General features: G+C 42.9%; 24 protein-coding genes. 6 read left to right on the top strand and 18 right to left on the bottom strand.

Annotation, left to right across the window (positions count from 1 at the left end; all coding sequences use genetic code 11):
- Nucleotides 1-168 precede the first annotated feature (168 nt).
- From BMX56_RS14795 to BMX56_RS14785, 3 genes are all read right to left on the bottom strand, one after another.
- Entirely contained in the window at nt 169-666 is a 498-nt protein-coding gene (locus tag BMX56_RS14795) for an FKBP-type peptidyl-prolyl cis-trans isomerase (protein ID WP_090649328.1), read from the bottom strand.
- Nucleotides 667-691: 25 nt separating this feature from the next.
- Complete coding sequence (locus BMX56_RS14790; protein ID WP_090649325.1) at nt 692-2,701, bottom strand: thioredoxin domain-containing protein; 2,010 nt, start codon at nt 2,699-2,701, stop codon at nt 692-694.
- Between the two features lie 100 nt (nt 2,702-2,801).
- The gene (locus tag BMX56_RS14785; RefSeq protein WP_090649322.1) at nt 2,802-3,746 is read right to left on the bottom strand and encodes a DUF6438 domain-containing protein; all 945 of its coding nucleotides are present in this window, start codon (nt 3,744-3,746) and stop codon (nt 2,802-2,804) included.
- A gap of 195 nt (nt 3,747-3,941) precedes the next feature.
- Here BMX56_RS14785 and BMX56_RS14780 point away from each other — a divergent pair, with 195 nt between their 5' ends.
- The 3 genes from BMX56_RS14780 to BMX56_RS14770 all read left to right on the top strand — a co-directional run bounded on the left by BMX56_RS14780 (nt 3,942) and on the right by BMX56_RS14770 (nt 6,882).
- Nucleotides 3,942-5,903: a M1 family metallopeptidase gene (locus BMX56_RS14780; RefSeq protein WP_090649319.1), complete on the top strand. Its 1,962-nt coding sequence runs from the start codon at nt 3,942-3,944 to the stop codon at nt 5,901-5,903.
- A gap of 181 nt (nt 5,904-6,084) precedes the next feature.
- Nucleotides 6,085-6,495, top strand: a complete 411-nt coding sequence (locus BMX56_RS14775) for a response regulator (protein ID WP_090649316.1) — start codon at nt 6,085-6,087, stop codon at nt 6,493-6,495.
- Nucleotides 6,496-6,522: 27 nt separating this feature from the next.
- A complete protein-coding gene (locus tag BMX56_RS14770; RefSeq protein WP_090649313.1) occupies nt 6,523-6,882 on the top strand; it encodes a response regulator in 360 nt (119 codons plus the stop codon).
- A gap of 43 nt (nt 6,883-6,925) precedes the next feature.
- On the opposite strand, the gene BMX56_RS30215 is transcribed toward BMX56_RS14770, so the two are convergent.
- From BMX56_RS30215 to BMX56_RS30190, 11 genes are all read right to left on the bottom strand, one after another.
- Nucleotides 6,926-7,102, bottom strand: coding sequence for a T6SS immunity protein Tdi1 domain-containing protein (locus tag BMX56_RS30215; protein WP_177183826.1), 177 nt, complete (start codon nt 7,100-7,102; stop codon nt 6,926-6,928).
- A 7-nt stretch (nt 7,103-7,109) separates the two neighbouring features.
- Complete coding sequence (gene tnpA / locus BMX56_RS14760; protein ID WP_218152421.1) at nt 7,110-7,505, bottom strand: IS200/IS605 family transposase; 396 nt, start codon at nt 7,503-7,505, stop codon at nt 7,110-7,112.
- A 491-nt stretch (nt 7,506-7,996) separates the two neighbouring features.
- Entirely contained in the window at nt 7,997-10,213 is a 2,217-nt protein-coding gene (locus BMX56_RS14755; RefSeq protein ID WP_090649307.1) for a transferrin receptor-like dimerization domain-containing protein, read from the bottom strand.
- A 509-nt stretch (nt 10,214-10,722) separates the two neighbouring features.
- On the bottom strand, nt 10,723-13,212 hold the full coding sequence (locus BMX56_RS14750) for a glycosyltransferase family protein (RefSeq protein WP_090649304.1): 2,490 nt from the start codon (nt 13,210-13,212) through the stop codon (nt 10,723-10,725).
- 278 nt (nt 13,213-13,490) lie between these two features.
- Nucleotides 13,491-15,308 carry a glycoside hydrolase family 2 protein gene (locus BMX56_RS14745; RefSeq protein ID WP_090649299.1) on the bottom strand — a complete coding sequence of 606 codons (1,818 nt, stop codon included), beginning with the start codon at nt 15,306-15,308 and terminating at the stop codon, nt 13,491-13,493.
- Between the two features lie 160 nt (nt 15,309-15,468).
- A complete protein-coding gene (locus BMX56_RS14740; RefSeq protein WP_090649296.1) occupies nt 15,469-16,842 on the bottom strand; it encodes a dipeptidase in 1,374 nt (457 codons plus the stop codon).
- A 188-nt stretch (nt 16,843-17,030) separates the two neighbouring features.
- Complete coding sequence (locus BMX56_RS30210) at nt 17,031-17,201, bottom strand: hypothetical protein (RefSeq protein WP_177183825.1); 171 nt, start codon at nt 17,199-17,201, stop codon at nt 17,031-17,033.
- Between the two features lie 39 nt (nt 17,202-17,240).
- Nucleotides 17,241-18,236: a hypothetical protein gene (locus BMX56_RS30205; protein WP_177183824.1), complete on the bottom strand. Its 996-nt coding sequence runs from the start codon at nt 18,234-18,236 to the stop codon at nt 17,241-17,243.
- 66 nt (nt 18,237-18,302) lie between these two features.
- A complete protein-coding gene (locus BMX56_RS30200) occupies nt 18,303-18,458 on the bottom strand; it encodes a hypothetical protein (RefSeq protein ID WP_177183823.1) in 156 nt (51 codons plus the stop codon).
- Nucleotides 18,459-18,508: 50 nt separating this feature from the next.
- The gene (locus tag BMX56_RS30195) at nt 18,509-18,652 is read right to left on the bottom strand and encodes a hypothetical protein (protein WP_177183822.1); all 144 of its coding nucleotides are present in this window, start codon (nt 18,650-18,652) and stop codon (nt 18,509-18,511) included.
- Between the two features lie 65 nt (nt 18,653-18,717).
- Entirely contained in the window at nt 18,718-18,873 is a 156-nt protein-coding gene (locus BMX56_RS30190; RefSeq protein ID WP_177183821.1) for a hypothetical protein, read from the bottom strand.
- Nucleotides 18,874-19,429: 556 nt separating this feature from the next.
- Here BMX56_RS30190 and BMX56_RS14725 point away from each other — a divergent pair.
- The gene (locus tag BMX56_RS14725) at nt 19,430-20,869 is read left to right on the top strand and encodes a tetratricopeptide repeat protein (protein ID WP_090649287.1); all 1,440 of its coding nucleotides are present in this window, start codon (nt 19,430-19,432) and stop codon (nt 20,867-20,869) included.
- A gap of 229 nt (nt 20,870-21,098) precedes the next feature.
- Here BMX56_RS14725 and BMX56_RS14720 read toward each other — a convergent pair whose 3' ends face one another.
- The 3 genes from BMX56_RS14720 to BMX56_RS14710 all read right to left on the bottom strand — a co-directional run bounded on the left by BMX56_RS14720 (nt 21,099) and on the right by BMX56_RS14710 (nt 24,453).
- Nucleotides 21,099-21,401, bottom strand: coding sequence for a hypothetical protein (locus BMX56_RS14720; protein WP_143065449.1), 303 nt, complete (start codon nt 21,399-21,401; stop codon nt 21,099-21,101).
- Between the two features lie 232 nt (nt 21,402-21,633).
- The gene (locus tag BMX56_RS14715) at nt 21,634-22,002 is read right to left on the bottom strand and encodes a helix-turn-helix domain-containing protein (protein ID WP_090649281.1); all 369 of its coding nucleotides are present in this window, start codon (nt 22,000-22,002) and stop codon (nt 21,634-21,636) included.
- Nucleotides 22,003-22,152: 150 nt separating this feature from the next.
- Nucleotides 22,153-24,453: an ATP-dependent helicase gene (locus BMX56_RS14710; RefSeq protein WP_090649278.1), complete on the bottom strand. Its 2,301-nt coding sequence runs from the start codon at nt 24,451-24,453 to the stop codon at nt 22,153-22,155.
- Between the two features lie 403 nt (nt 24,454-24,856).
- Between BMX56_RS14710 and BMX56_RS30520 the strand changes: the two genes are divergently transcribed.
- Nucleotides 24,857-24,985, top strand: a complete 129-nt coding sequence (locus tag BMX56_RS30520) for a hypothetical protein (protein ID WP_255369849.1) — start codon at nt 24,857-24,859, stop codon at nt 24,983-24,985.
- 293 nt (nt 24,986-25,278) lie between these two features.
- Complete coding sequence (locus BMX56_RS14705; RefSeq protein ID WP_090649275.1) at nt 25,279-26,169, top strand: dienelactone hydrolase family protein; 891 nt, start codon at nt 25,279-25,281, stop codon at nt 26,167-26,169.
- Between the two features lie 94 nt (nt 26,170-26,263).
- Here BMX56_RS14705 and BMX56_RS14700 read toward each other — a convergent pair whose 3' ends face one another.
- A complete protein-coding gene (locus BMX56_RS14700; protein ID WP_090649269.1) occupies nt 26,264-26,707 on the bottom strand; it encodes a DoxX family membrane protein in 444 nt (147 codons plus the stop codon).
- Nucleotides 26,708-26,735: the final 28 nt, after the last annotated feature.

The following is a 26,735-nucleotide window of genomic DNA, read 5'->3' as shown; positions in this document are numbered from 1 at the left end:
GTTAAACGATGCTCTAAACTACCGTCATTGAGGTACGAAGCAATCCCGAACTATGCGGGACTTAGCATGCAGGGGATTGCTTCGTACCTCACAATTACGCGTATTAAGGGATATAAAAAAGCCCGCTATTCACATAACGGGCTTCCAAATATTTTACGATCAATAAACTTAGTGAGCGTGATTACCATCCGGACCATGCGCGTGGCCGTGTGATAATTCTTCTGGCGTAGCCGGGCGTACGTTCAGGATGCTGCCTTTAAAGTGCAGTTCCTGGCCGGCCATAGGGTGGTTAAGATCGACAATTACCGCATCTTCGGCTATTGATACTACCTGGGCCTGAAAACGGTTGCCATTATTATCCTGCAAAGGCAAAATAGTACCTACTTCAGGTAATTCTGCACCCTGGAACATTTCTTTAGGCAGGTTGGCTACGGCTTCCTCATCATATTCGCCATAAGCATCGCCTGCAGTTAAACGGAATTCATAAGTATCACCTGTTGAAAGGCTGCTTAAGTTTTCTTCAAATTTGGGCAGCATCTGGCCGGCACCAAACAAAAAAGTTAAAGGTTGTTCTTGTGTGGCACTTTCTGTTAAAGTTTCGGTACCATCCTGGTCAACATACAAATCGTAAGTTAATGACACTACGTGCTGTGGTTCAATCTTCATTGTTACTGTTTTTATAAATAAGCAATCAGGCCTGCATTTGTTTTAGTGCATCGGCCGTGTTATTAGCAGGTAATCCGCAGGTTTTATCTATACAAACAAAAATTTGTGTTGATTTACCAAACTTATCCTGTAACAAAGGTAAACTTCCTTTTGTACCTCCCAATATAATTTTATTGGGTATGTAATTATTTTCAAGTTCCTTTCTTACAGTTTCGGCTTCGGAGCCGGTTACGGCAACTTCATAAATACCATAAACTTCATCAAGCAATAACATAGTCCAGTTTGAATAAGCCGTACCATACTTTGCCAACTGTGGCATAATGTTGCGTAACAGCTGTGCCGAAACCGCTGCATAATTTTCATTATCAAAAAGCAGGCCCAATTTTTTAAGGTTGCGTGCCATTGCCGAGTTACTGGCCGGCGTAACCCCGTCCATAATTTCAGATTTGCGGGCTATCAATTGCTCATCATCATCGGCGGTGTAAAAGAAAATACCATGAGCTTCATCGTAATAATGAGCCATTGCAGTATCGGCAAGGGCTTTTGCCTGCTGCACCCAGTATTCATTAAAGGTAACTTCGTACAGGGCTATAAGGCCATCAATGATGTTGGCATAATCGTCCAAAAACGCTACAGGGATACATTCAATTACCGGGCTGCCGTAAACCCGCGATAGCCTGCCATTTTGACCTATAAGATTATTCATGATAAAATCGGCGTTCTTCAAAGCCATTTCCAGGTATTTCGGTTCAGCGAAAGACCGGTAAGCTTCGCACAGGCCTTTCAGCATCAAACCATTCCATGATGCCAGTATCTTGTTATCCAAACCTGGCCTGATACGGTGGCGGCGGGCTTCAAACACCTTTTTGCGGGATGCTTTTACTTGTAATAACAAATCATCCACCCCTAAGCCCAGCTTTTCGGCCAGTTGCCCGTCCGTTTCTTTTCTGAAGAGCACGTTGGAGTGTTCTTCTTCCCAGTTGCCGTCTTGGGTAATATGGTAGTAAATGCAAAACAGGTCGGCATCGTCGCCTAAAATGGTTTCAATTTCGGTTTTAGTAAAAATATAGAATTTACCCTCTACCCCCTCGCTATCGGCATCAAGAGCCGAGTAAAAACCCAAATCCGGTGATGCCAATTCGGTTGTGGCAAAATGGATGATCTCATCAACCACTGTTTTATACAATTCATCTGGCTGCCAGGTGTAGGCTTCGGAGTACAGGGTTATGAGCTGGGCATTGTCATAAAGCATTTTTTCAAAATGCGGCACATGCCAGCGGCCATCAACCGAGTAGCGGGCAAAGCCGCCGCCTATATGATCGTAGATACCGCCGAAAGCCATTTTATGCAAGGTTAATTTTACTTGTTTGGCAATTTCGTCGTCGTTGGTCAAATGCGCATATCGCATCAGCAATTGCCAGTTATTGGGCATCGGGAATTTGGGCGCATTGCCTGTACCTCCCTCCTGCCTGTCAAAATATCGCTTCCAGTTATCGCCGATAACTTTCAGGTCGTCCTTTGTGTAGTCCGGCTGATCGGCTATAAACTGGATCGATTCATATTTTTGGATGCCGTCTGTCAGGCGAACGGCGTATTCCTCCGCTTCCTCCGGCTTTTGTTTATAAAAATCGGCCAGGTTAAACAGCAGCGATGTCCAGTCGTTTTTACGGAAGTAGGTACCGCCATAAATTGGCCGCTGATCGGGCAGGCAAATACAGTTTAACGGCCAGCCGCCACGGCCGCTCATGAGTTGCACGGCGCTCATGTAAATCTGGTCAACATCGGGGCGCTCTTCCCTATCAACCTTAATACAAACAAAATACTCGTTCATTACGGCGGCCACGGCTGCGTCCTCAAAGCTTTCGTGCTCCATTACGTGGCACCAGTGGCAGGCCGAGTAGCCAATGCTTACCAATATCAATTTATTCTCGGCTTTGGCCTTATCCAGGGCTTCTTTACCCCAGGGGTACCAGTTTACAGGGTTGTTGGCATGCTGTAATAGATATGGAGAGGTGGAATTTGCAAGTTTATTCATAGCAGATGGTATTGCGTTATCAATGCAATGTGCGAATATAATTGTACCTGTAGGTTAAAGCGGGATTATTTGGAAAAGTTTTGGCGGGATAGGTAGTTATTCAATCGAAACTAACCCAATCCCATTTTTCGCTTCTTCTTAAATCAAAAAGTAAATTATATAGTCGACTAAGGCCAAAACTACCTATCATACCATAATCGTTAACTGTTTTAACCGTGCCATCAGTAAATTCAATTTGAATCAGCGCTGTTTGATCGTCGGTCCAATTTACGCTGTAGAAGTCTTTAAGCATTTTAATCCCTATATAATTGATAAGTGATTTTATTTGCGCCAACCTATCTAACGAAACGCTACCTCTATAATTTCCATTTTTAGGATTATATGATTTGGCATTGTAGGTGGCTTCTCCATCCTTAGATATTTTAAGTTTAAATACCGGACAGGTACCAAAGCAACCCGATGTTTCAATATAAACAGATTTAACCTGGTAATTGTCGGGCTTGTTGTTAAATTCAACAAAATCACCGTATAAAAAAATCAGGGTGTCTGTTCGCGTCCAGTCTTGCGATTTTGTAGTTTCATTATAAAGAGAACTTTCAGCATAAAAACGCAACATCTGTTTATTACCAATCCATATGGGCTTAGCTATCTGACAACCATGGGACAGCCCTTGTGTTATTCGGATTAATTTCATGCCTCCGGATGGTTGATCTATTATCGCATATACATAGGCCGATCCCGCGTCACTTACAGTCACCAATAGATCAGTTAGTTTATCATTATTAAAATCAACCTTTTCCCAGGTCTTTATATCCCATTGCCGGGCTATATCACTACATTTCAGGGTAGGTATTAATTTATCAGTCGGCAAAACTTCGATATATGGTCTTCCATGGTTTAAAAAATTAGTATCAAGTTTTACCAACAAATTTAAGACGTCGCTGTCGGTTTTCAGATCGTCGATAGCGTTGGCCGCAACAATTTGAGCGGGCAACAAAAAAAGTAAAATCAATAGCAGATATTTTATTGGTTTAGGTTGACGCATCAGGGTTAGTAGTTATTAAATATTACTATAAAGGTATAAATAAACCTATCAGAAGTAGCTTTGATTAACTTGCTAAAAGAACAAAGCATGAATAAAATATGAATATCGCCACATTTATAGCCACTTTAAACCAGCCTGTTACCAACATCACAATTTATTTCCCTTTATTTGCGGTTTTTATTATTGACTGACAAAATGCGCTATTTAAAACTGATCAACATTTTATGTGCTGTTGGCTTATTTGCATCGGCAAACCCGGCATCGGCACAAACCGACTCTGTTAAGTATAATCACCAGGAATCATTTGGCCCCATTACCTGGCCGGTAACCGGGCAAGGCACCCGCTCAAATGCCGGCAAACCATCGCCAACTTATTGGCAAAACCGCGCCGACTACCAGATTAAAGCCGCCCTGAACGAAGGTAAAGATACCACCATTACCGGCGAAGTTACCATCACCTATACCAACAACAGCCCCGACCAATTAGACTACCTGTGGCTGCAGCTTGACCAAAACTTATTTAAACCCGATTCCCGCGGCGCAGCCGTAACCCCCTATAGCGGCGACCGCTTTGATGTGCGCGGCTTTAGTCGTGGTGGTTACCACATAGGCTCGGTTGAGGTTACTTACAAAGGCGAAACCTATAAAGTTACCCCGGTTATTACCGATGCCCGTATGCAATTGCGCCTGAATGCCCCAATGGAAGGTAAAGGCGAAAAAATAAGCGTAAAAATAAACTACGATTTTGCTATCCCTTTTTACGGTGCCGACCGCATGGGCCGCAAAAAGTTTAAACAAGGTTATGTTTACGAAATTGCCCAATGGTACCCCCGCATGTGCGTTTATGATGATGTAGAAGGCTGGAACACCTTGCCCTACATGGGCCTTGGCGAATTTTACTGCGAATACGGCGATTTTGACTATTACATAACTGCCCCCGCCAATATGGTAGTTGTAGGATCGGGCGATTTACAGAACCCCGAGGAGGTATTATCGCCTGCACAGTTGAGCCGTATGGCCGAAGCAAAAAGCAGCGATAAAACAGTAATGCTTATTAAACAGAATGAAGTTGGCAAATCGTCAACCCGTCCGTTTAAGGGAAGCCTTACCTGGCACTACAAAATGCTTAACAGCCGCGATGTGGCCTTTGGCGCATCAAATGCTTTTATATGGGATGCTGCAAGGGTTAATTTCCCATCGGGCCGTAAGGGTTTTGCTATGTCGGCCTACCCTGTTGAGAGCGCCGGCGTTGATAGCTGGGGCCGGTCGACCGAGTACCTGAAAAACAGCATGGAGATTTACTCAAAAGCTTATTTTGAATACCCATGGAACTCGGCTGTGAACGTATCTGGCGTTGCCCTTGGCATGGAATACCCCGGTGCTATATTTTGCCTTGGCGGCCTTAAAAAAGGCCAGCTGTGGGGAGATGTTACCCATGAAATTGGCCACAACTGGTTCCCGATGATAGTGGGCTCAAACGAGCGTAAATACATGTGGATGGATGAGGGCTTCAACACTTTTATTAATGAATATGCCTCGCAACAATTTAACAAAGGCGAGTATAACGATACCAGCAAACAGGCGCAACGCATTTTAGGTATGTACCGCAACAGTAAAGATCCGCTGATGACCGCGCCCGAAGCCATAGGCCTGAATGATTACGGCCAGTACTATGTTAAAACCGCTTTAGGGATGGATATTTTGCGTAATGTGGTTTTAGGTCCCGAGCGTTTTGATTATGCATTTCACGAGTACATTAAAAACTGGGCATTTAAACACCCGTTGCCTTACGATTTATTCCGCGCGATGAACGATGCCAGCGGCGAAGACCTGAACTGGTTTTGGAAAGGCTGGTTTACTACTACCTGGAAAATTGACCAGGCCATTACCGGCGTTAAATATATTGACGATAACGCTGCAAATGGCGCCCTGATCACCATTACCAACAACGAAAAAATGGCCATGCCTGTCGACCTGAAAATTACCCAGGCCAACGGCAAGGTTGAAACCCTGCACCTGCCGGTAAACGTTTGGCAGCGCGGCGGCGTATGGACGTTTAAATATCCATCAACATCAAAAATTAAATCAATGGTGATTGACCCGGAACACGAATTACCCGATGTTGATTTGAAAAACAACGTGTATTACGGGGAGTGATTTTAATTATTGAGTTACTGATTTAGTGAATTAGTGATTTGTAGCATAAAAAATGGCGATGTGTTAAAACACATCGCCATTTTTTATGTACCCGTTTTAATTAAAAGTTGTAACAAAATAAATTCATTCCCGTATATACAACATATTGGAATATTAATGTTGTTTAATAGTTTATCGGCTGATGGGAATTATTGATTCGGGTGTGAGCATTCTTGTCATAGATGACGAAGAGTTGGATTGCGTTATCGTAAAAGCATTGATGAAAAAGGTGCTGATGGATCCTCATATTGACTCTTTCCAAAATGGCAAAAGTGCAATAGACGAGCTCAGCAAAATTAATGAAAACAACCCCGGGCAGCTTCCGGATTTTATTTTTCTGGATCTGGCTATGCCGGTAATGGACGGGTGGCAATTTTTGGCCGAATTTGACAGGTTAAAAATTGACTCGTTAAAGAAAAGCAAAATCTATATACTCACTTCGTCTGTAAGCATCGACGATGTAACCAGGTCGAAAGAGAATCCTCTTGTAATCGACTTTATAAATAAGCCGTTAAATTTTGAAAAAATAAAAAACATTTTTGCCAATTCGTGAATTTAATATAGCATATATAATATTCACATGGCTAAAAATATTTTGATCATCGAAGATGATGACGACATTCTTGCCGTGCTCACAACCGTTTTAAATTTCAATAATTTTTCGGTCAGCGGCATCAATCGTACCGATGATATTATCGGATCGATAAAAAACTTCTCGCCCGACCTGGTTTTAACCGATTATATGTTGCCTGGGTTAAACGGCGGCCAAATTTGCATCCTGATCAAAAAAAACAAAGAAACCGCCCATATCCCCGTGGTATTAATATCCGCATATCATGAAATGGCCATATCACTGGCAAACTTTGGTTACGACGCTTTTATACCGAAACCCTTCGATATTAACAAACTGGTAAAAACCATCAATAAGTTTTTGAATTGATAAGAAGTAGCCGCTTAATTTTGTATGCAATAACTCCTACAAGTTAATCAATGGGTTTAATCTGCACTTCTGTCCCATCCGGCAAATCTTTGATTTGTTCATGAATCATACCCGTTAATGTAAAATGAACGCTGATATCAGTAGGTTCTATGTTATCTACCGAATATTCGCCACCAATAATGGGGAGCTTTTTGAAGCTATAAACTTCATTTTTTCCCAAATGCTTATTATTCTTCTCTAAATGTTTGTTTTTTATGATGCTCTTCCTGGTTTTGGATATATTTATAAACTTTATCAACCTGCGATTGGCTATAGGAAAATACGCCAAAACCGTCCTGCCATTCAAAACGCTTAGGGATTAACGAATGATCATTAATATATTTTGATGATTTTGCTTTTACTGTTTGCATTAGATCCGAAACTGAAACAATAGGTTTCAAGCCGATAAAACAATGTACATGATCTTCCACACCATTTACAATAATTGTTTTGCAATTGGTTTCATTGATTAGATTGCCTATTACACCAAACAGTTCGGCGCTCCATTTTTTTTCAATCACAGCATCCCGGTATTTAACTGCAAAGATTGTTTGAATGTAAATTTGATGATAGGTGTTTGCCATTTTATCGGGGCAATTGATGTTTACTATTTATTTTATATTTACCGAGCCTACGGCTCTCACTCTTCATTTATTTTTATACCACGGGTTGAAACCCGTGGCTACAAAATTGATCGAGGCTACGCCTCTGGTTTTGTAATTTAAATCATGTTTGCGTTCCTTTAAAAATACATCTTTTCAGGCCAGCGATATTTGTCATTTTATGGGGCTGTTAATATTTGCTATTTTTTATATATACCGAGCCCACGGCTCTCATTCTTCATTTGTTCTTATACCACGGGTTAAAACCCGTGGCTACAAAATGGATCAAGGCTACGCCTCTGTATTATGTTTAGCCATGTCTGTTCCGGTCAAATGCAGCTAAGGGCCATCGGCCCGAAACATTTTGTAGCCCCGGGTTTCAACCCGGGGTACATAAATGTAAACAAGCATAAGTGCCATAGGCACGGCCCATATGATCAGCCAGATAGTTCTAAAAAACTTGGATAACTGACCTACTTCGCTCCCGTCGCCAAATATCCAGCCAATGCATTAATCCTGCCGGCCACAACTCCTATCTGCTGTTTCACCTCGTCCCAGTTACGTTGTTCAATGGCTTCGCGGATGCCGGGGATGGTTTTAACACCATAGCCGGTATAAAAGCCCGGTGCGTAAATGGTGTGTTTGTACCAGCCACGCCGAGGCAACCCTTCGGCGGCAAGCAATTGCTGCTCGGCCTGGTACAGGAGTTTGTTTAGTTTATCGTGGTCACCATCTTTCAGGGCGGCGGCCCTCCAGTAGATAGCCAGTTTATCGGCGCTTTTCTTTAACGAATCCAGGGCGCCGGTTAGTGGTTTAAAATCAATTGGGGGTACGGTATCTTTAGCAACAGGCGCTTTGTACAGGCGGGTTGGGTCGGCAGCCAGGGTGTAGTCGTTAGCTTTTATCAGTTGGTTATCAATTTTGGTGGCTTCGCGGGTATCATCGGCCAGTTTGGTAAGTTCGGTAGCATATTTAGCAATGGTAGCTTGCAGGCTCCTGAAATCAAATGGCAATACTTCGGCATCGGCCATGCGCAATACCGAGTGGCCCGCAGTTTGGGCCAGGGCAACGCCGTAAGCAAAATCAGGATCTTTAAAACGTTTGTAATCATCAAACGAATCATAAATGGAATGGTATTCGCCGCCGCCGTCTTCGCCACCAAAGCCGAAATCAAGCGTAGGGATACCCAAATGCTGCAGGAATGAAGAAAAATCAGATCCTGAACCCAGCGCCTCCAGCTTTTCGCCTTTACGCTCCAATATCTCTTTCTTGTCGCCGGTTGATTTGGCATTTACCAGTTGCATTGCCTTTTTCCTATCGAACACACTTACTTTGGTTTGTGGGTCCGTTATACCATTTGTTATCTCGTCAATAAAACTTTCCAGCGCCTGCGAACCGCCTGCCCCTAAAAAGCCGCGGCCATTACTATCCGAGTTGATGTATACCACCGTTTTTTGCTGCAATTCTTTGTCGTGCGCCTCGGCATATTCGGTTGATCCTAACAGTCCTGGTTCTTCGCCGTCCCATGAGCAATATATAATACTGCGTTTGGGTTTCCAGCCGGTTTTTAACAGGTCGCCAAGGGCTTTGGTTTCCTCAATCATGGCTGCTTGTCCGCTTATAGGGTCGTTAGCGCCGTTTACCCAGGCATCATGGTGGTTTCCACGCATTACCCACTCATCGGGATAAGTTGATCCTTTTATTTTGGCAATTACATCATAGGCGGGCACCATATCCCAGTTAAATTCCATTTTAAGGTGAGCTACAGCCTTGCCGCCGCCTATGTGATAAGTTATAGGCAACGAGCCTGCCCACCCGCCGGGTGCAACAGGGCCATCAAGCGCGGCCAATAGCGGCTGTGCATCGTGGTAGCTGATGGGCAATACAGGTATTTTTAATATCGTGGTTGCATCCTTTCTGTCTAAACGTTTAACGTCTTTAGTTGCGCCAACGCCCGGCGTAAGCGGATCGCCGGGGTAAATCACCATGTCCATTACCGAGCCGCGCTGCACGCCAAATTCATTCTTGTACGCTCCTTTGGGGTATACATCGCCGGCAGAGTAGCCGTCATCAGCAGGGTCAGAGTAAATAATGCAGCCTATAGCTCCGTGCTCATAGGCTACTTTGGGCTTTATGCCACGCCACGAGCGGCCATATTTGGCAATTACAATTTTACCTTTAACATCAATACCCATGGCAGCCAGTTTAATGTAATCATCTGGCAAACCATAGTTTACAAATACCAGCGGACCGCTAACATCGCCATCGGCACTCCAGGCATTGTAAGTTGGCAGCTGATTGGGCTGGCCGGATGTGGCATCTTCCGGCACGGCCTGTTCTTTTAACACAGCCGTATAAGTTGTCGGCCCGGTTAGTTCAAGCACCCGCGTTTTAGGCGTTGGGAAAAGTACCGTATAGGTTTCTATATGCGCATCAAGCCCGTAGCTTTTATACATGGCCAATATCTTTTCGGCCACAGCCTTGCTGCCCGGCGAACCGATATTATGCGGAAATGCCGAAAGTGTTTTAATGGTTTCGCCAATGCGTTGCGGACTTAAACCTGCATCAAACGTTTTTTCGGTTTCCAGTTGTTTTGCCGACGATGCCGGCGTAAAGCCAATTAATGTTTTTTGCTGAGCGAAACTTGCCGACGACAGCGCCAATAAGCCAAGGGTAAGGGTTTTCTTCATGACAGTGTATATGGTGATGCGTGAAGATAATAAAATTTGTTCATGGTTCATGGTTCATGGTTCATGGTTCATGGTTCATGGTTCATGGTTCATGGTTCATGGTTCATGGTTCATGGTTCATGGTTCATGGTTCATGGTTCATGGTTCATGGTTCATGGTTCATAAGTGGAATTCGATATCAATGCTATTGTTTTGGCTTTTTAATTTTTTTTCCCGGTTATCAAAAATCTTGCTACTTGATACTAACTACTTGATACTTTTTTGGGCGTTCCCTGCGGGCGGGCTTTACGCTGCAAGTCCTCGCAGGCCATCGCACCCTACCCCCTCGCTCCGGGCTTTCCGCTGCGATCCCTAACGCTTTTTTGTCTGAACCGCGATTCATCGGATTAGAGGAATACCGGGATTTTTTTGATTGTCTCGTCCTCCAAATCAAATCCAAATAATCCGAAAAATCTGCTTAATCCGAGTTCTGACAAACTACCGGTATCTCTAAACAATTCAAATCAAAATTATTTGTCCTTGCTTTTCTTTCTTATCATTTTCTTTAAGTTATCTCCAAAAATCGCACCACCCAGCAACAGCACAAGCAACACCGAACCTGCCATCGAAATATCTTCCCCAACATAATACGATACCGGATGAAATACAAACTCCACTTTATGTTCACCTGCCGGGATTGAAGCCGCACGCAGCAGGTAATCGGCACGGAAGTATGGCTTCTCTATCCCATCAATCAGCATCTTCCAGCCTTTGTCATAATATATCTCCGAGAACACCGCTACGCCACCTGTTTTTGACGCCGATTTGTATGTCATATGGTCGGGGTTATAGCTTACCAGTTTGATTACGGAAGTAGTATCGCCTGCCTGCAAATTGCCGGCAACGCTTTGATAACTTTTATCAGCCACGACCTCGTTTTTTGGCGAGAAGCTGCTAAGTGCCTTCATTTCCGCGTCTGCGCCATCAACATATTTTATACTTTTTATAAACCAGGCATTACCGCATGCCTCGGGATTTGGCAATAACATTTGTCCTTGTTTAGATGAATCGGGCACGATGACATATTTGGCATTTAACATGTTCAATACAGCCGGATTTGCTCCCCTGGTAAATTGATTATCTATCAGCTCATCATATCGTTTCATTCGTGCAGCCGAGTACCCGCCTAAAGTTTTATGGAAAAACGGGTTCTGTACATCTTGTTTTATAGCGGCCGTGGCGTCGTATACCCTAAAATCAGGATCCGGATCTTTAGCTATCTCCGCATCAACAGGTCTTTGCGGTACTGCCGATTCCTGTTTATCGGTAAAATTGGCATCCTTTAAATAGCGTTTATCTACCTGCCAAAGGTCAACCAGTACGATAGCGAACAGCAACATAGATACTGTCATGAGGCTTAGTTTTTGCTTTATAAGCGCCCAAACAATACCGAAAGTAATCAGCACAAATACCAGCGAACGGATGGCGTCGGAGCGTTCAAGATTAATCCGGTCTTTTACTACCGCATTGGCCAACGCGTTAGCAGTTGCAGCATCGCCTTTTAAAGCCTGAGTTAAATTTGTGATACTGCTTAACTGGTCGCTTGGCCTGAAACTGAGCAGCAATTCGGGCACCAGGATCAATATCAGCACCAGCCCACCGGTTAAATACAAGGCAAGCAATAGCTTTTTAACCAAAACCTTTTTATCAACCGTAATAATAACCTCCTGTATGGCCAGGAAGGCCAGCACGGGGAAGCAAAGCCCGGCCACCGCCAAAATAGATTCAACCGCACGGAACTTATTGTATAGCGGAAAGTACTTCAGAAATATATCGGATACATATGGCCAGTTGCCGCCGAATGACAGCAGCATAGTTAATACCGCTGTACCCAACAGCCACCACTTCATTCGATTTTTTACTATAATGAGGCCCAATACAAACAGGAAACAAATACTTGCACCGAAATAATAGGGGCCGCTGGTGCCCGGCCGTTTCTCGCCCCAGTAAAGTGACAGGCCGGGGAACGAAGAAATTTGCTGAGCATAATTTAAAGCCTGCTCCGGCTGCTCGCCTTTATCGGTAAATACTTTAACGGTTTCTGAATTTTGATCAATCAGTTCCGGTCCCGATGCACCACCCGAGGCATTTGGCACCAAAAAGGTAAGGCACTCGGCCACACCCTGGCTGTACTGGTAAATATAATCTTTAGCCAGGCCATTTTGCGGCTCTTTGGTGGCGGTGGTTAAATTTGATTTGCCACGATAGCTATCCTTGCCATATTCATAGGTGCTCCACAAAGTAGATGCGTTTACCGCGAAAGCCAGGATTGATGCCGCTAACAAGCAACCCAATGGCTTAAGGAACGATGTAACGGTTTTATTTTTTATAGCATGATAAAGCTCGATACCAACCAAAATCAAAATGGCCAGCATCAGGTAGTAGGTCATTTGCAGGTGGTTCACCTTAATTTCGATAGACAGGAACAAAGCCAATAAGGATGCACCCAACAAATACCGCCCCCTTAAAGCCAGCATAATACTGGCTATTATTGGCGCAAAAAAGGCGATGGCAAAAGCCTGGTTAGTATGACCGGCCGCCAGTAATATCATATTATAGCTTGTAAATGTAAAAGCCACAGCACCGGCTGCTGCCAGCCACGGGCTAAGCTTTAACACATTAAATAAAAAGTAGGTACCAAACAAAAATACCAGCACCATACCAACCGGGTTAGGTACGGTGTAGCCAATAACACCTATAATGTGCGTGGCGATGTTGGCCTTGTAAGGTGCCCAGATCTGGTATGCGGGCATACCGCCGAAGATCTGGTTAGTCCATAAAATGGTAGTATCGCGGGCGTAGTAGTCCATAATCTCTTTTTGGGTCGACTGCGCACCAAGCACATCCCCCTGGCCCAACGTTTTGCCCTGAAATGCAGGCGAAAAATATAAAAAACACAGTACCAAAAAAACACCCGCAACGGCAAAATGTATACCGTTACGCTTTAGCCAATCCATCATATGCAGCAATAATTATATAATTTTTTAAAAATACAATTATTATTGGTCATTGGTCATTGGTCATTGGTCATTGGTCATTGGTCATTGGTCATTGGTCATTGGTCATTGGTCATTGGTCATTGGTCATTGGTCATTGGTCATTTAGGGGCAAGTTTGATTGGCTGACGATTGTTTTAAAAATCTCAAATAAATCCGACTAATGACCAATGACAAGCGAAGCGACAATGACTAATGACAACGAAGCGAAATGACCAATGACGAGTGTATGATTTCCGAGCTTATGGCTTAATTTTATAACTCTCCTTAATAACTGCTTCATTTACGGCTTTTACCCTGTTTAACTCCATCTTTTCAACAGCGCGATCGTAGGTTAATATGCCATTTACTTCATGTTCAACATCGGTGGTTTGGGTATAGATGGCAACACTTAAACCCTTGTATTTCATCAACTGTTCTACCTCATCCAGTAAAAACACATACCTATCGGTAAGGCGTGCCTTTGTTGGCTCATAATCATAGGCGTTATTTTCTACCGGCCACATATGGTTACGAACAAACAGGCCAACGCCACCAAATTCGCCCAAAGATGCCGCGCGACGGTCGTCGGGCACCGAGGCATCGTATGGACCTACATAGATATGGGTATCTACATAATCGCCATTGCCGGGGTCGCCATAGGCTTTTTGATACGAGGGGTTATTATTAAAGCCCGAATTGCCATTAACCAGCCTGGATGGGTCGTACTGCTTAACCCAATTGGTTATATTTTTAACATCAAACGCGCCCCAGTTTTCATTAAAAGGCACCCATGTAATGATGGATGGCGAATTATAATGATCGTCCATAATCGCCTTCAATTCCTTCCGGAATTCCTTGCGTGTTTTAAGGGTATCTTCATTTTGATACCAGATGGCCGGCATATCCTGCCAAACAAACAAGCCCATTTTATCGGCCCAGTAATAAAAACGTTGCGGCTCGGTTTTCATGTGCTTGCGAATAAGGTTGAAACCCGCATTTTTGGCGAAACTGATATCATATTTAAGCGCCTCCTCTGTAGGTGCCGTTAAAACCCCATCGGGCCAGTAACCCTGATCGAGCAAGCCAAGCTGCATGATAAATTTGCCGTTTACTAAAGGACGGATAACGCCGTTAACCTTACCCAATTTTATATCGCGCATCCCGAAGTAACTTTTCACTTCGTCGGCAACGCTGCCATCGGCATTTTTCAGGCTGATCTTTAGATCGTATAAAAATGGGTCATCTGGCGACCAAAGTTTAGGTGCTTTAATGGGCAGGTAAAAGTAAGTATCGCGGGCTGATTCTGCTTGCGATACCACTTTGTCGCCATCAAGTGCCACGGCAGTTAATTTTCCGCTCCCCTGTGTATTTACCTGCACTTTTAGCCGGTTATTTGCCAGGTCGGGCAGTAAACGGATGTTATCAATGTAGGTTTTGTTAACCGGTTCCAGCCAAACGGTTTGCCAAATGCCCGAGCAGAAGGTATAATCGCCACGCGGCCCGCTTTTTCCTGATGGCACACGGCCATCATTTAAATCATACGCCGCCACAACCACAGTATTGTTGCCCGCTGTTAAAAAGGGCGTTATATTAAAGCTGAATGCATCATAGCTACCGGCGTGTACTCCCGCTTTGTGGCCGTTTACAAATAAGGTGGTATGATGGGCTACGGCATCAAAATGAATGATCACCTGTTTATTTTTCCAGCCGGAAGGCACCTCAAAACTACGGCGGTACCACATATTAATTTCCTGCTTACGCTGAATGCCGGATAATACGGATTCCGGACAGTAAGGAACACGGATTTTATTTACTTCGCCGGCAAATGACAATGGCTTTTGAGGAGCAAGCGCATCCTGCACATTTTTTCCGCCCTGGTAATCCCACTGGCCATTAAGACACATCCAATCGCTACGCTGCAATTGCGGCCTAGGATATTCGGGAAACGGAACAGGCGCGTCCATAGCCGCTTTTGTCCAGGCAGTGGGTAATAAAGCCTCCTGGGCAAATAAAACAGAACAACAAATAAAGGTAAAAAGCAAGGATAGCAATAGCCGTTTACTTTGGTTTTTCGTCATGGTTGATAGGTTTACTTTGATGTTAAGTCAAACTTAAAACAATTTATTCGATTAGCTGTCCCGATCTGTTTAGCTGTTTTCTTAGGCATACCAAAATAAAAAAGGCCGGCGAAATATCCACCGGCCTTGAATCTTTTATTTAAAAATCATTGTTCCAAAACTAAGCTTCGCTTAGTTCAGCAAAGTACTTATGGAACAACGGGATAGTTTCAATCCCTTTATAGTAGTTGAAGATATCGTATTTTTCGTTGGGTGAGTGCAGCGCATCACTATCCAAACCAAAGCCCATTAATACTGTTTTAAGGCCAAGTTCGGCTTCAAACAGGGCAACAATAGGAATACTACCGCCGCCGCGTGTAGGTATAGGTTCTTTGCCAAATGATTCGGCGATGGCTTTTTGAGCGGCTTTGTAGGCAATGCTATCTGTTGGCGTTACGACGGGTTCGCCGCCGTGATGCGGTGTTATTTTCACCTTTACATTGGCTGGGGCTATACTCAGGAAATGTTTAGTAAACAGTTCAGTAATCTGCTCAAATGTTTGGTTAGGTACCAGGCGCATAGATATTTTTGCGTGGGCCTTTGATGGCAATACCGTTTTGGCGCCTTCGCCAATGTAACCACCCCAAATGCCGTTGACCTCTAAAGTTGGGCGTGTACCGGTGCGTTCGAATGTTGAATAGCCTTTTTCGCCCCAAAGTTCAACAACATCAAGATCTTTCTTGTACTCAGCCTCATCATAAGGTGCGTTGTTAAGGGCAGTACGTTCGGCCGGGGTAAGTTCAATTACTTCGTCGTAAAAGCCGGGGATGGTGATATGGTTATTTTCATCATGCATAGCGGCAATCATTTTACTCAGGATAGTAATAGGATTAGCCACCGCTCCACCATAAACGCCCGAATGCAAATCGCGGTTAGGGCCGGTAACTTCTACCTCGACATACGATAACCCGCGCAGGCCGGTCTCTAATGACGGATGCTCCATGCTGATCATCGACGTATCCGATATCAGCACCACATCGGCTTTCAGTTTTTCTTTATTGGCCTTAACAAATATGGATAAGTTTGATGAGCCAACTTCTTCCTCGCCCTCAATCATAAACTTAATATTGCAGGGCAAGGTATCTGTTTGCATCATCAGCTCAAATGCTTTTACATGCATATAAAACTGGCCTTTATCATCGCAGGCGCCGCGGGCATAAATTTTGCCGTCGCGCACGGTAGGCTCAAACGGAGGCGTGTGCCATAGCTCGATAGGATCGGCTGGTTGCACATCATAATGCCCGTAAACCAGCACGGTTGGCTTTGCGGCATCAATTATCTTTTCGCCGTAAACAATGGGATAGCCGGCCGTTTGGCATACTTCTACATTATCGGCGCCTGCGTCGCGCAGCTTTTGGGCTACATGGTCGGCAGTATTTAAAACATCTGTTTTGTATTTGGGGTCGGCGCTAACCGAAGGGAAACGCAAAAGGGCAAATAATTCGTCGAGTAAACGTTGCCTGTGCTCATCAACATATTGCTTTATGTGCTGCATGGTATTTAGTTTGGCGCAAATATATTGATGTTTATTGATTTGGGCGAACGCTGCATAACGACGGACGTTACAAAACCAAGCGCCCTATCAAACACAAATTCCCCGAAATATCCAGGGAATATAAAAGTGTTTCGGGAAAACGAACGCCTGTACTTTTAAAAGCTGAAAAGCACATCGGCCCACGTTAATTAATCGGCAGTGCCCAGGTCAGCTTTGGGACCGTGACCTGCTTTAGCAGTGAATGACACGGTTTGGTTTTTTGTAGTATCGGGAGTTGCCTTTGTTTCCTTATTATTTAATGAGTAGGCTGTAATTCCTGATGTTAATATGATGGCTATTGCGATGATGATCTTTTTCATGTTGTGGTGTTGTTATAAGCTGTCAAAATGGAGAGACAATTATGCTGTGAAGTCAGCATTGCCTAAATCTCTTTTTGGGCCACCGGTAAAATCTGCATTACCCAAGTCTCTTTTTGGACCACCAGTGAAATCTGCGTTACCCAAGTCTCTTTTAGGGCCACCGGTGAATGCAAAGTCAGCATTACCTAAATCCCTTTTTGGGCCACCTGTGAAATCTGCGTTACCTAAATCTCTTTTTGGACCACCTGTGAAATCTGCATTACCCAAATCTCTTTTGGGGCCGCCTGTGAATGCGAAATCGGCATTGCCTAAATCCCTTTTTGGGCCACCTGTGAATGCGAAATCAGCATTGCCTAAATCCCTTTTTGGGCCACCAGTGAATGCGAAATCAGCATTGCCTAAGTCCCTTTTTGGGCCACCAGTGAAATCTGCGTTACCCAAGTCTCTTTTTGGACCGCCTGTGAATGCGAAATCAGCATTACCTAAATCCCTTTTTGGGCCACCAGTGAAATCTGCATTACCCAAATCTCTTTTGGGGCCGCCGGTGAATGCAAAATCAGCATTACCTAAATCCCTTTTTGGACCACCTGTGAAATCTGCGTTACCTAAATCTCTTTTCGGGCCACCTGTGAACGCAAAGTCTGCATTACCTAAGTCTCTTTTCGGACCGCCGGTGAATGCGAAATCAGCATTACCCAAATCTCTTTTGGGGCCGCCGGTGAATGCAAAGTCTGCATTACCTAAATCTCTTTTTGGACCACCGGTGAAATCTGCGTTACCTAAATCTCTTTTTGGACCACCGGTGAAATCTGCATTACCTAAGTCTCTTTTTGGACCGCCGGTGAAAGCAAAATCAGCATTACCTAAATCTCTTTTTGGACCACCGGTGAAATCGGCATTACCCAAGTCCCTTTTCGGACCGCCGGTGAAAGCTGTTTGACTGGATGATAAGATTGCTGTTTTTTTATCTGCGCTTACAAATGATGTAAGGATAGTGCTTAGTGCTAATGCTGCTATGATTGATTGCTTTTTCATGATTTTTATTTGAAGAAAGGGGATGTAGTATTTTGTTTGATTGTAAATGTTATTGATGTATATAATTTAGTCGGCCTGGCCTAAATCCTTTTTGAAGCCCGATATTGACGGTGCAAGGGAAATTGCCTCTGGTTTTGCGGTTTGTTTAACAGTAGTTTGTGATGATAAAATACCTGTTGCAGCGGTTAGGCTAACAAGGGTTATGATGATGAACTTTTTCATTTCGTTTTTAATTTTTGAGTTCTTAAATATTTTAACTGATCATTTTAAAATTAATCTGCACTGCCAAGATCCCTGCGTGCACTGTTTTCGTACGAATGCAGTGACGCCGTTTCGCGGATTATAGTTTGCTTTTTACAAGACGAAATAACCGCGGTGAATAAAACTGCCAGGGTGAGGGTGATGAATTTTTTCATGATCATTATATGTTTTGTGTACTTGTTGTAGTCTAATTATTCTTTTTCGTTTCGCTGCCTGATAATCAATCGGCATTTGCCAGGTCTTTTTTAAAGCCCGAATCCACCTTTATGAAACCGGCCGCCTGTGGTTGCTCAACTTTTTTTTGCGATATCAAAACAGCTGATGATAAAACTCCTGTGCTTGCTACAAGCAATGTTAAGAGTGTCAATTTTTTCATATTTATAAATATTTTATATTAAAATTATATTATTTTAAGTATTAATTAATCATATAGATCCAACAATTTGTAAAGGCTTTTTTTGATAGCCTGTAAAATCTCCCAGTTATATTTTATCCTCTTCTTTTTGCCAAATAATGTGCACTACTGTTAAAAATTGTTACATTTTTGTACCCAAATTGTACATATTTTATAAAATTAAATTGTTAGTTTTAAACATAAAATCCCGCAATTATCAACAAAGCAACTTTATACTTTATCAATTATATTTAAGCAACAGGCAGCGTATTAATACACATATAACATTTCTTGATATTTTTCACTGCCTAAAAGCAGTTTTAAACGTCATTTTTATGCTAAAAAAATATTATTAAATTCATATTACAGCAATTTAATAAACTGTATATCAATCAATTAACAAGACAAATATAGATATGTTTTTTAATTTTCAAGAAAAATCCATAAAATAATTATCAACATCTTTTTCTTAGGGATTGCTAATATATTTCGGTATAATTTATAACTTTCACTTTCAATATATTGTAACAGCGCTTTAATGAAAAGAACCATCACATTTCTTTTATTTTTTCTTACCACATTTGCCTTATACGCGAAGGATCTTGATGGAGATGCAAAGGCAGATACGAATGAAATTATCCGCATCAATAAACAGGCACTGGCAAATCGTTTAACCGATCCTGAACAAACAGTTATTGACGCTACCAAGGCTATGGACCTGGCACGTAAATTAAATTACAATAATGGTATAGCCGAGGCATACCGTGTTTTGGGCCTGGCCAATTATTACCTTGATCAGCCCGAAAAATCATTTGAAAACTACTTAAGCGCCGCTACTTTTTTTACCAGGGCCGGCAACCTGGGCGGCGAAGCCAAAGTGTATAATAACATGGGCAATCTTTATCGCGATCATGACAGCAACAAATCGCTCGATTACTTTTTTAAATCCCTGGCCATCGCCAACAAAATAAACGATATCCGTTTAATTGCCTCGCTTAATCTTAATTTGGGCAACGTTTATACCCGCAAAAACAGCTACAGCCAGGCACTCAAATATTATAATAACAGCCAGTCTATTTTTAAATCACTAAAAGATTCGGTGAACCTGGTGCAATGCGCACAAAATATTGGGGTGGTTTATTTTAAGCTGGGGCAATATGATAAGGCTTTAGTGATGTTGCTTGAAGCTAACGCGAGCGCAAAACGGCAGGATTTAAACGAATCAATAGCCAGTATTGATTTAACGCTGGCATCGCTGTACATGAACCAGAAAAAATTTGATGAGGCCGAAAATATAGTAAACGAAGGTATAAACTATACCCGGCTTGTAAAAGACCCTAAACTGGAATACGATTACAAACATACCACATACGAACTGGAATATAACCGTAAAAACTACGCCAAGGCCATGTTTTACCTGCGCGAAATATATAAAATTGACAGCGCCACTTTTAAAACCAATACATCGGTACAAATGAAGCTGATTGAGGCCACACGAAAGCAGGAGGAACAGATAAAAGAGAACGAACGCATTGCCGAACGGCAGGCGTATGACCGTACCAAATTTTGGGCCGTAACGATAGTTGCAGGCCTTTTACTTGTTGTAATAGGGTTGTTGTTTGGCAACGTAAAACGCAAGGCAAAAACAAATGCCCAGCTTACCCTGCTCAACGGCGAAGTATCACGACAGAAAGACAATCTTGACCGTATAAACCACCACCTTGAAGAGATCATAGACGAGCGCACGAAAGACCTCCAGATCAAAAACCGCAAATTATCCGAACACTCCTCCTACCTATCGCACCAGATACGGGGGCCTATAGCCACCCTGCGCGGCCTTATCAACCTGGAAAAAGAGGGGCTTGTAGACGAAAAAGAATGCATAGCCATGATGGATAGGTGTGTATCCGAAATTGATGAAAAAATCATCGAGATGAGCGATATGCTGCACAGCCCACCAAAATCCGGCACAAGCTGATCAGTTAAAAAAATCAGCACGGGCATTCGAAACAATACCAAGAGTTTGAAACCGGTTACAATTATCTAAAGTCAAGCCACTTATGAATATACCGGGTGATTTTTAGTTTTAAATCAAATAAACAAATTCGGCTAATGGTTCACAACTTAGCATTGTTACACTACAAAAGCTTCAAATTCATTAAAAATACAAAATCAAACCTCCGGATATCTAAATAAAACCGTTGCAACTAATTAAAATTAAAAGCCATTGGCAACGTACTATGGATCTGGGCTTCAAAAAGCCCCAGGTAAATACAGTACCATGATATCATTTGCAGTATAAGCAACTGGCGGTGCCTTTTGTAGCCCTGCGTTTCAAATGCGAGGGTTTCATCGCCTGCCGTAACAAAAAACGTTATTTCGCCTTTACGGGGTTTAAAAGTAGAGCGCAACATATCAAAAGCTTTAACTTTAAGCTTACTGTGTGGATCATGAATAGTACCGTTTTTTAAAGCTTCGTTTTTTGAGATGGAAATCAGGTAATTAGACATATTGAGCATATTTTTCAGGGTGAAAAACACGCCGCAATTTTTACTCCAAAACCTAAAATAAGAAGGCGATATAAAACTTTTATGTTTATATCGCCTATAAATTTTACAAATGTTTCCTGCTATTAAATATTATTAATCAATATTTAATAGCAAAAAAAAACGGATGAGCAATGTGTAGCAATTAGTGTATGGTAAACCCGGATGTGTAAGATTTACAACACAGCTATTAAATTTATACGGCTACAGCGCTTTTATTGCGCAATTCTTCATAAAGTAAGATTACTTTACGTTGCAAATTTGCAATCTCGGTTTCACGATCAACCAGCTTCTTTTGGGCAACGCTAAGATTGGATGGTGTAAGATCAATTTCTTCGGCATCAAGGGCAAGCAGGTTAACCACGTTAAGCTCAAATATATTTGCAATTTGTTCCAGGCGCGAGAGGTTGATATCCGTGACCCCTGTTTCAATTTTTGAAAAGGCAGGGATAGAAATGCCTAAACGGTTTGCTACATCTTCCTGGCTCCAGCCGTGCTGGTGGCGCAGGGTACGAATGTTTTTGCCGACAAACTTATTTGTCTTCTTTTTTGTGATCTCGCTCATTTGGGGTATCAATAAATAAATTAATTATTAAAACATATCCAAACGTTATGCCATCATTAATTTACCTTTAAATCTGTGTCGTCTCAACACAATCTATGTGGCGAAATTGGTGTGATTGGGGAAACAATTCCACAAAATCGGAATTAACTGTTAGTTTATATTGTTAATTATATACAGTTTAGCAAATTTTAGCAACAGTTGTTTTTGGCCTATTTCTTTAAAAAAGATAGTGGCCTTGACATCGGGTTTGTTACCTTCCAGGCTCAACACTTTGCCAAAGCCAAAGCGTTCGTGCTCTACCTCCATACCTACCTGCAGGTTTGAGGTATCTGATGGTTTAAACCCTGCCGATACCACATGCGCCTTGGCCAGTATTGATGTTGTTTTTACAGGTGCCGATGTTGCAGGCTTTGGTTTCGAGAAAGCATCAGGTTGTTTATTGCCCCCCCCGGTCCAGGCTTTGCGCTCGTCATCAAAAAATGGATTGTTGCTGGTTGTTGGTTTGGCGCTGTAATCAAGCTCAAGGTATTTGGCATCTATCTCATCCAAAAAGCGGCTTGGTTCGCAGCTAATAAGCGTTCCAAACTTAAAACGTGATGTGGCATAGCTAATGGTAAGTTTTGATTCGGCACGCGTTACCGCCACGTAAAACAAGCGGCGTTCTTCTTCCAGGTCGCTGCGCGAGTTGAGCGACATTTGCGAAGGGAAAAGGTTTTCTTCGAGCCCCACCACGTTCACCTGCGAAAACTCAAGTCCTTTTGATGAATGTATAGTCATTAGCGATACCGTATCGGCATCCTTATCTTTATCCTTATCATCGTTGGTAAGCAGGGCAATATCCTGCATAAAAACATCCAGGCCTTTCTCTTCAATATCCTCGCGCTCGCTAAACTCTTTGATACCGTTCAGCAACTCCTGTATATTTTCGTAACGGTTAAGACCCTCTACAGATTTATCCTCATACAGGTCTTTTAAAAGCCCTGAGTGCTGCGCAATATACAAAGCCGACTCGTAAGCCGATTTGGTTTTAGCAAGCACCTGGAAGCTTTGAATCATGGTTGCAAAGGCCGCAAGGGTCGATGGCGGCTTACCATCATAATATTTAGCCGGTTCGGCAATTACCTCCCAGGGGGTTACCTGGTGCGCATCGGCACTTACAATAATTCTGTCAACACTGGTATCGCCAATGCCGCGTTTGGGGTAATTAATAACGCGTTTCAGCGCTTCCTCATCATTGGGGTTAAACGTAAGGCGGAAATAGGAGATTAAATCCTTGATCTCTTTACGCTGATAAAATGATAAGCCCCCATAAATTTTATAGGGCACCCCCAACTTTCGTAAGGCCTCCTCCATGGAGCGCGACTGGGCATTAGTGCGGTACAGGATGGCAAAATCATTCCATTTTTTTCCCAACCGGCTCCTGTCTTCCATTATAGCCTCGGCCACCATTTTGCCCTCTTCGTTATCACTGAAGGCACGCATTATCTTTATTTTATCGCCAGCTTCTTTCTCGCTAAAAACGTTCTTTTTAAGCTGCTCTTTATTATTACTGATGATGCTGTTGGCAACATTCACAATATTCTGGGTCGACCGGTAGTTTTGCTCCAGTTTAAACACCTTCAAATCGGGGTAATCCTTCTCAAAATTCAGGATGTTTTGAATATTTGCTCCACGGAAAGCGTAAATACTTTGCGCATCATCACCCACAACACATAAATTTTCATTAACAGCGGCCAGTTTTTTCACAATAAGGTATTGCGAAAAGTTAGTATCCTGGTACTCATCAACCATCAGGTATTTAAACTTGTGCTGGTATTTGTTAAGCACATCGGGGTGCAATTTAAGTAACTCATTGGTTTTGTAAAGCAAATCGTCAAAATCCATGGCGCCGGCACGGAAACAGCGGGTAGCATACATTTCGTAAATTTTCCCCAGCTGCCCACGCCCTGTCGACATATCATCGGCCTGTATCTGCTCGTTCTTGTTATATTCCCTGAATGATATCAGGTTATTTTTTGATGCCGAAATACGGTTAAGCACAAAGTTTACTGCATACAACTTATCATCAAGGTTAAGTTCCTTGATAATGGCGCGTAACACGCTTTTACTGTCGTCGGTATCGTAAATGGTAAAGTTGCTGGGGTAACCAATTTTTTCGGCCTCTACGCGTAAAATCTTGGCAAATACCGAGTGAAAAGTACCCATCCAGATGTTTTTGGCCTCAGGGCCAACTACATGCGTGATACGCTCGCGCATTTCGCGGGCGGCTTTGTTGGTAAATGTTAAAACCAATATATTAAACGGATCAACACCTTTGCGGATAAGGTGTGCTACCCGGTAAGTGATCACCCTTGTTTTGCCCGATCCGGCGCCGGCAATAATCATTACCGGCCCTTCGGTTTGCTCTACTGCTGCCCTTTGTTCGGGGTTTAAACCCTGTAAATAATCCAAAATCTTTTCCTCTTTTTCTTGAAACAGCGAAATTAAGGTTTTGTGCCGAAAGGGGAAAGTAAGATTAGCATAGAAATACTAACAATGAGGTTTCAGATGTGCAAATTTCAGATTTAAGATGTGCAGATGGTGTCTGAACTCAGATAGCAATTTTCACATCTAAAATCAACATATCTGTAATCTACACATCCATAATTAGTTAGCCCTATTTTTTTATTTATTTCTCTTCTTTATTAACTATATATTTAATACATTCGTGTAATACATAGATTGAAGCAAAAAAACAGTCTAATAAATTAAAAACGTTTCTGTTTTTGATATTAAAATGACATTATAATACTCAAAAATCAAAACAAATTAACCTAAAAGAAACTTATCTTAATAACAATTAAAACACTGCACCATGGAAACCAGGGAAAAAGAAAAGAACGAGGCCACCAAAGAAATGCGCGACCCTAAAACTATCAAACAGGAAAAGACCGAGGCTGCAAAAATCCTTGCCAAAAGGTACAAGAGAAAGCCTTTGCTATAAACGCGCCACACAAAAAGCCTGTTGAACTTAAGCCAACGGGCTTTTTGTGTTTATAATTTACATTGCTTCCCGTATTTTTGCGAATGGTTACTAATACTGCATAAGCAACCTTCACAGCAACAATTTATATTTTTCACCTCACTACTCAGCATCGGGCTAAACTTATTTCCTACTATCGGCTTCGTCCGTACTATATATCTCAAAATAATTAAAACATCTGTACGTAGCAAAGCTGTTACCAATTGAATAACAAACCATTACCCCGAATTGCTAAATTTGACTAAAACCTTTTTATGAGCCAGATAAACAAAGACGACATTAAACAGGAGGTGTTCGACCTGTATGACGATTATGCACACAACCGGCTTAACCGACGCGATTTTGTGCAAAGGCTTTCGCTTTATGCAGTCGGCGGCTTAACTGTACCCGCCCTGATGAGTTTCCTGATGCCCGACTACCAGGGCAACGTGCAAATTAAACCCGATGATCCACGCTTAACATCAGGATATATCAATTATCCATCGCCAAAAGGCGGCGGGACAATAAAAGGCTTGCTATCAAAACCGGCTGAGGCTAAGAATAAGCTTGGGGGGATCATTGTAGTTCATGAAAACCGCGGCCTAAACCCTTATATTGAAGATGTAGGCCGAAGGGCCGCCCTGGCCGGCTTTATTTCACTCGCGCCCGATGCGCTTACACCACTGGGCGGCTACCCAGGCAATGACGATGCCGGCCGTGCCCTGCAAAGCAAGCGCGATAAAGGCGAAATGGAAGAAGACTTTATAGCAGCTTTCAATTACCTTAAAAACCATAAAGATTGTAACGGCAAGGTAGGTGTGGTAGGTTTTTGCTTTGGCGGCGGCATAGCCAATACCATGGCAGTGCGCGTGCCCGATTTGGCAGCTGCCGTCCCTTTTTACGGTGCCCAGCCCGCTGCTGCAGAGGTACCTAAAATTAATGCGCCGCTAATGCTGCATTATGCCTCGTTGGACACCAGGATTACCGAGGGCTGGCCGGCCTATGAGGCGGCGCTAAAAGAGAACGGCAAAAAGTACCAGGCATTTATTTACCAAAACGTAAACCATGGCTTTCATAACGACACCACCCCCCGGTATGATAAAGCCGCCGCCGAACTGGCCTGGAAACGTACGATTGATTTTTTTGGAGAGCAGTTGAAATTATAAAACTGTATAAAAACTCATCCGCAGCTGTCTCCGCTGTTCGATTTTTCGATTGTTACAGCCGTAATAGTTCTGATGACATTAAATCCTCACTGTACTATGTTTTATCACCCGTAAAATCATCAACGCTCCACTTGTAACGACCTATGCCGGATAAAACCGATCCGGCACCGGTAAAAACAAAAACGGGGTAATTGAAAGGAGCGCCGATGCCTAAAAAAACAGCCATAGATAAGCCGAACGCGAGGGTTAGCAGCGCCGCTCCCAGCGCAACCTGCTTAGTTTTATAACCTATTATAAGGCAAATGCCAAAAATAATTTCGGCGAGGGTGGCCAGGGCTGCCATTACATTGGCCAGGGTACGGTTTAAAAAAGGTGTTAATGTATTAGTGTAGTCAACAAAATGCTTCCAATCGCCCCAGGCTACACCGGTTGATCCCTTTGGGCCCAGTGCGCCCAGCCTGTCCAATACCGGCAGAATAAAGCCCAGTCCGAGCGCTACACGTAAAACTAATTGTGCTATTCCTGATGAGTTTTTCATTTGTGGTTATTTGAAGCCCCAAAGTTAA

It is taken from the genome of Mucilaginibacter sp. OK283 (assembly GCF_900110415.1).
In the GTDB taxonomy this organism is placed as follows: Bacteria; Bacteroidota; Bacteroidia; order Sphingobacteriales; family Sphingobacteriaceae; genus Mucilaginibacter.
The sequence above is the reverse complement of the archived record's forward strand: the minus strand, read 5'-3'. Positions and strand labels throughout refer to the sequence as shown.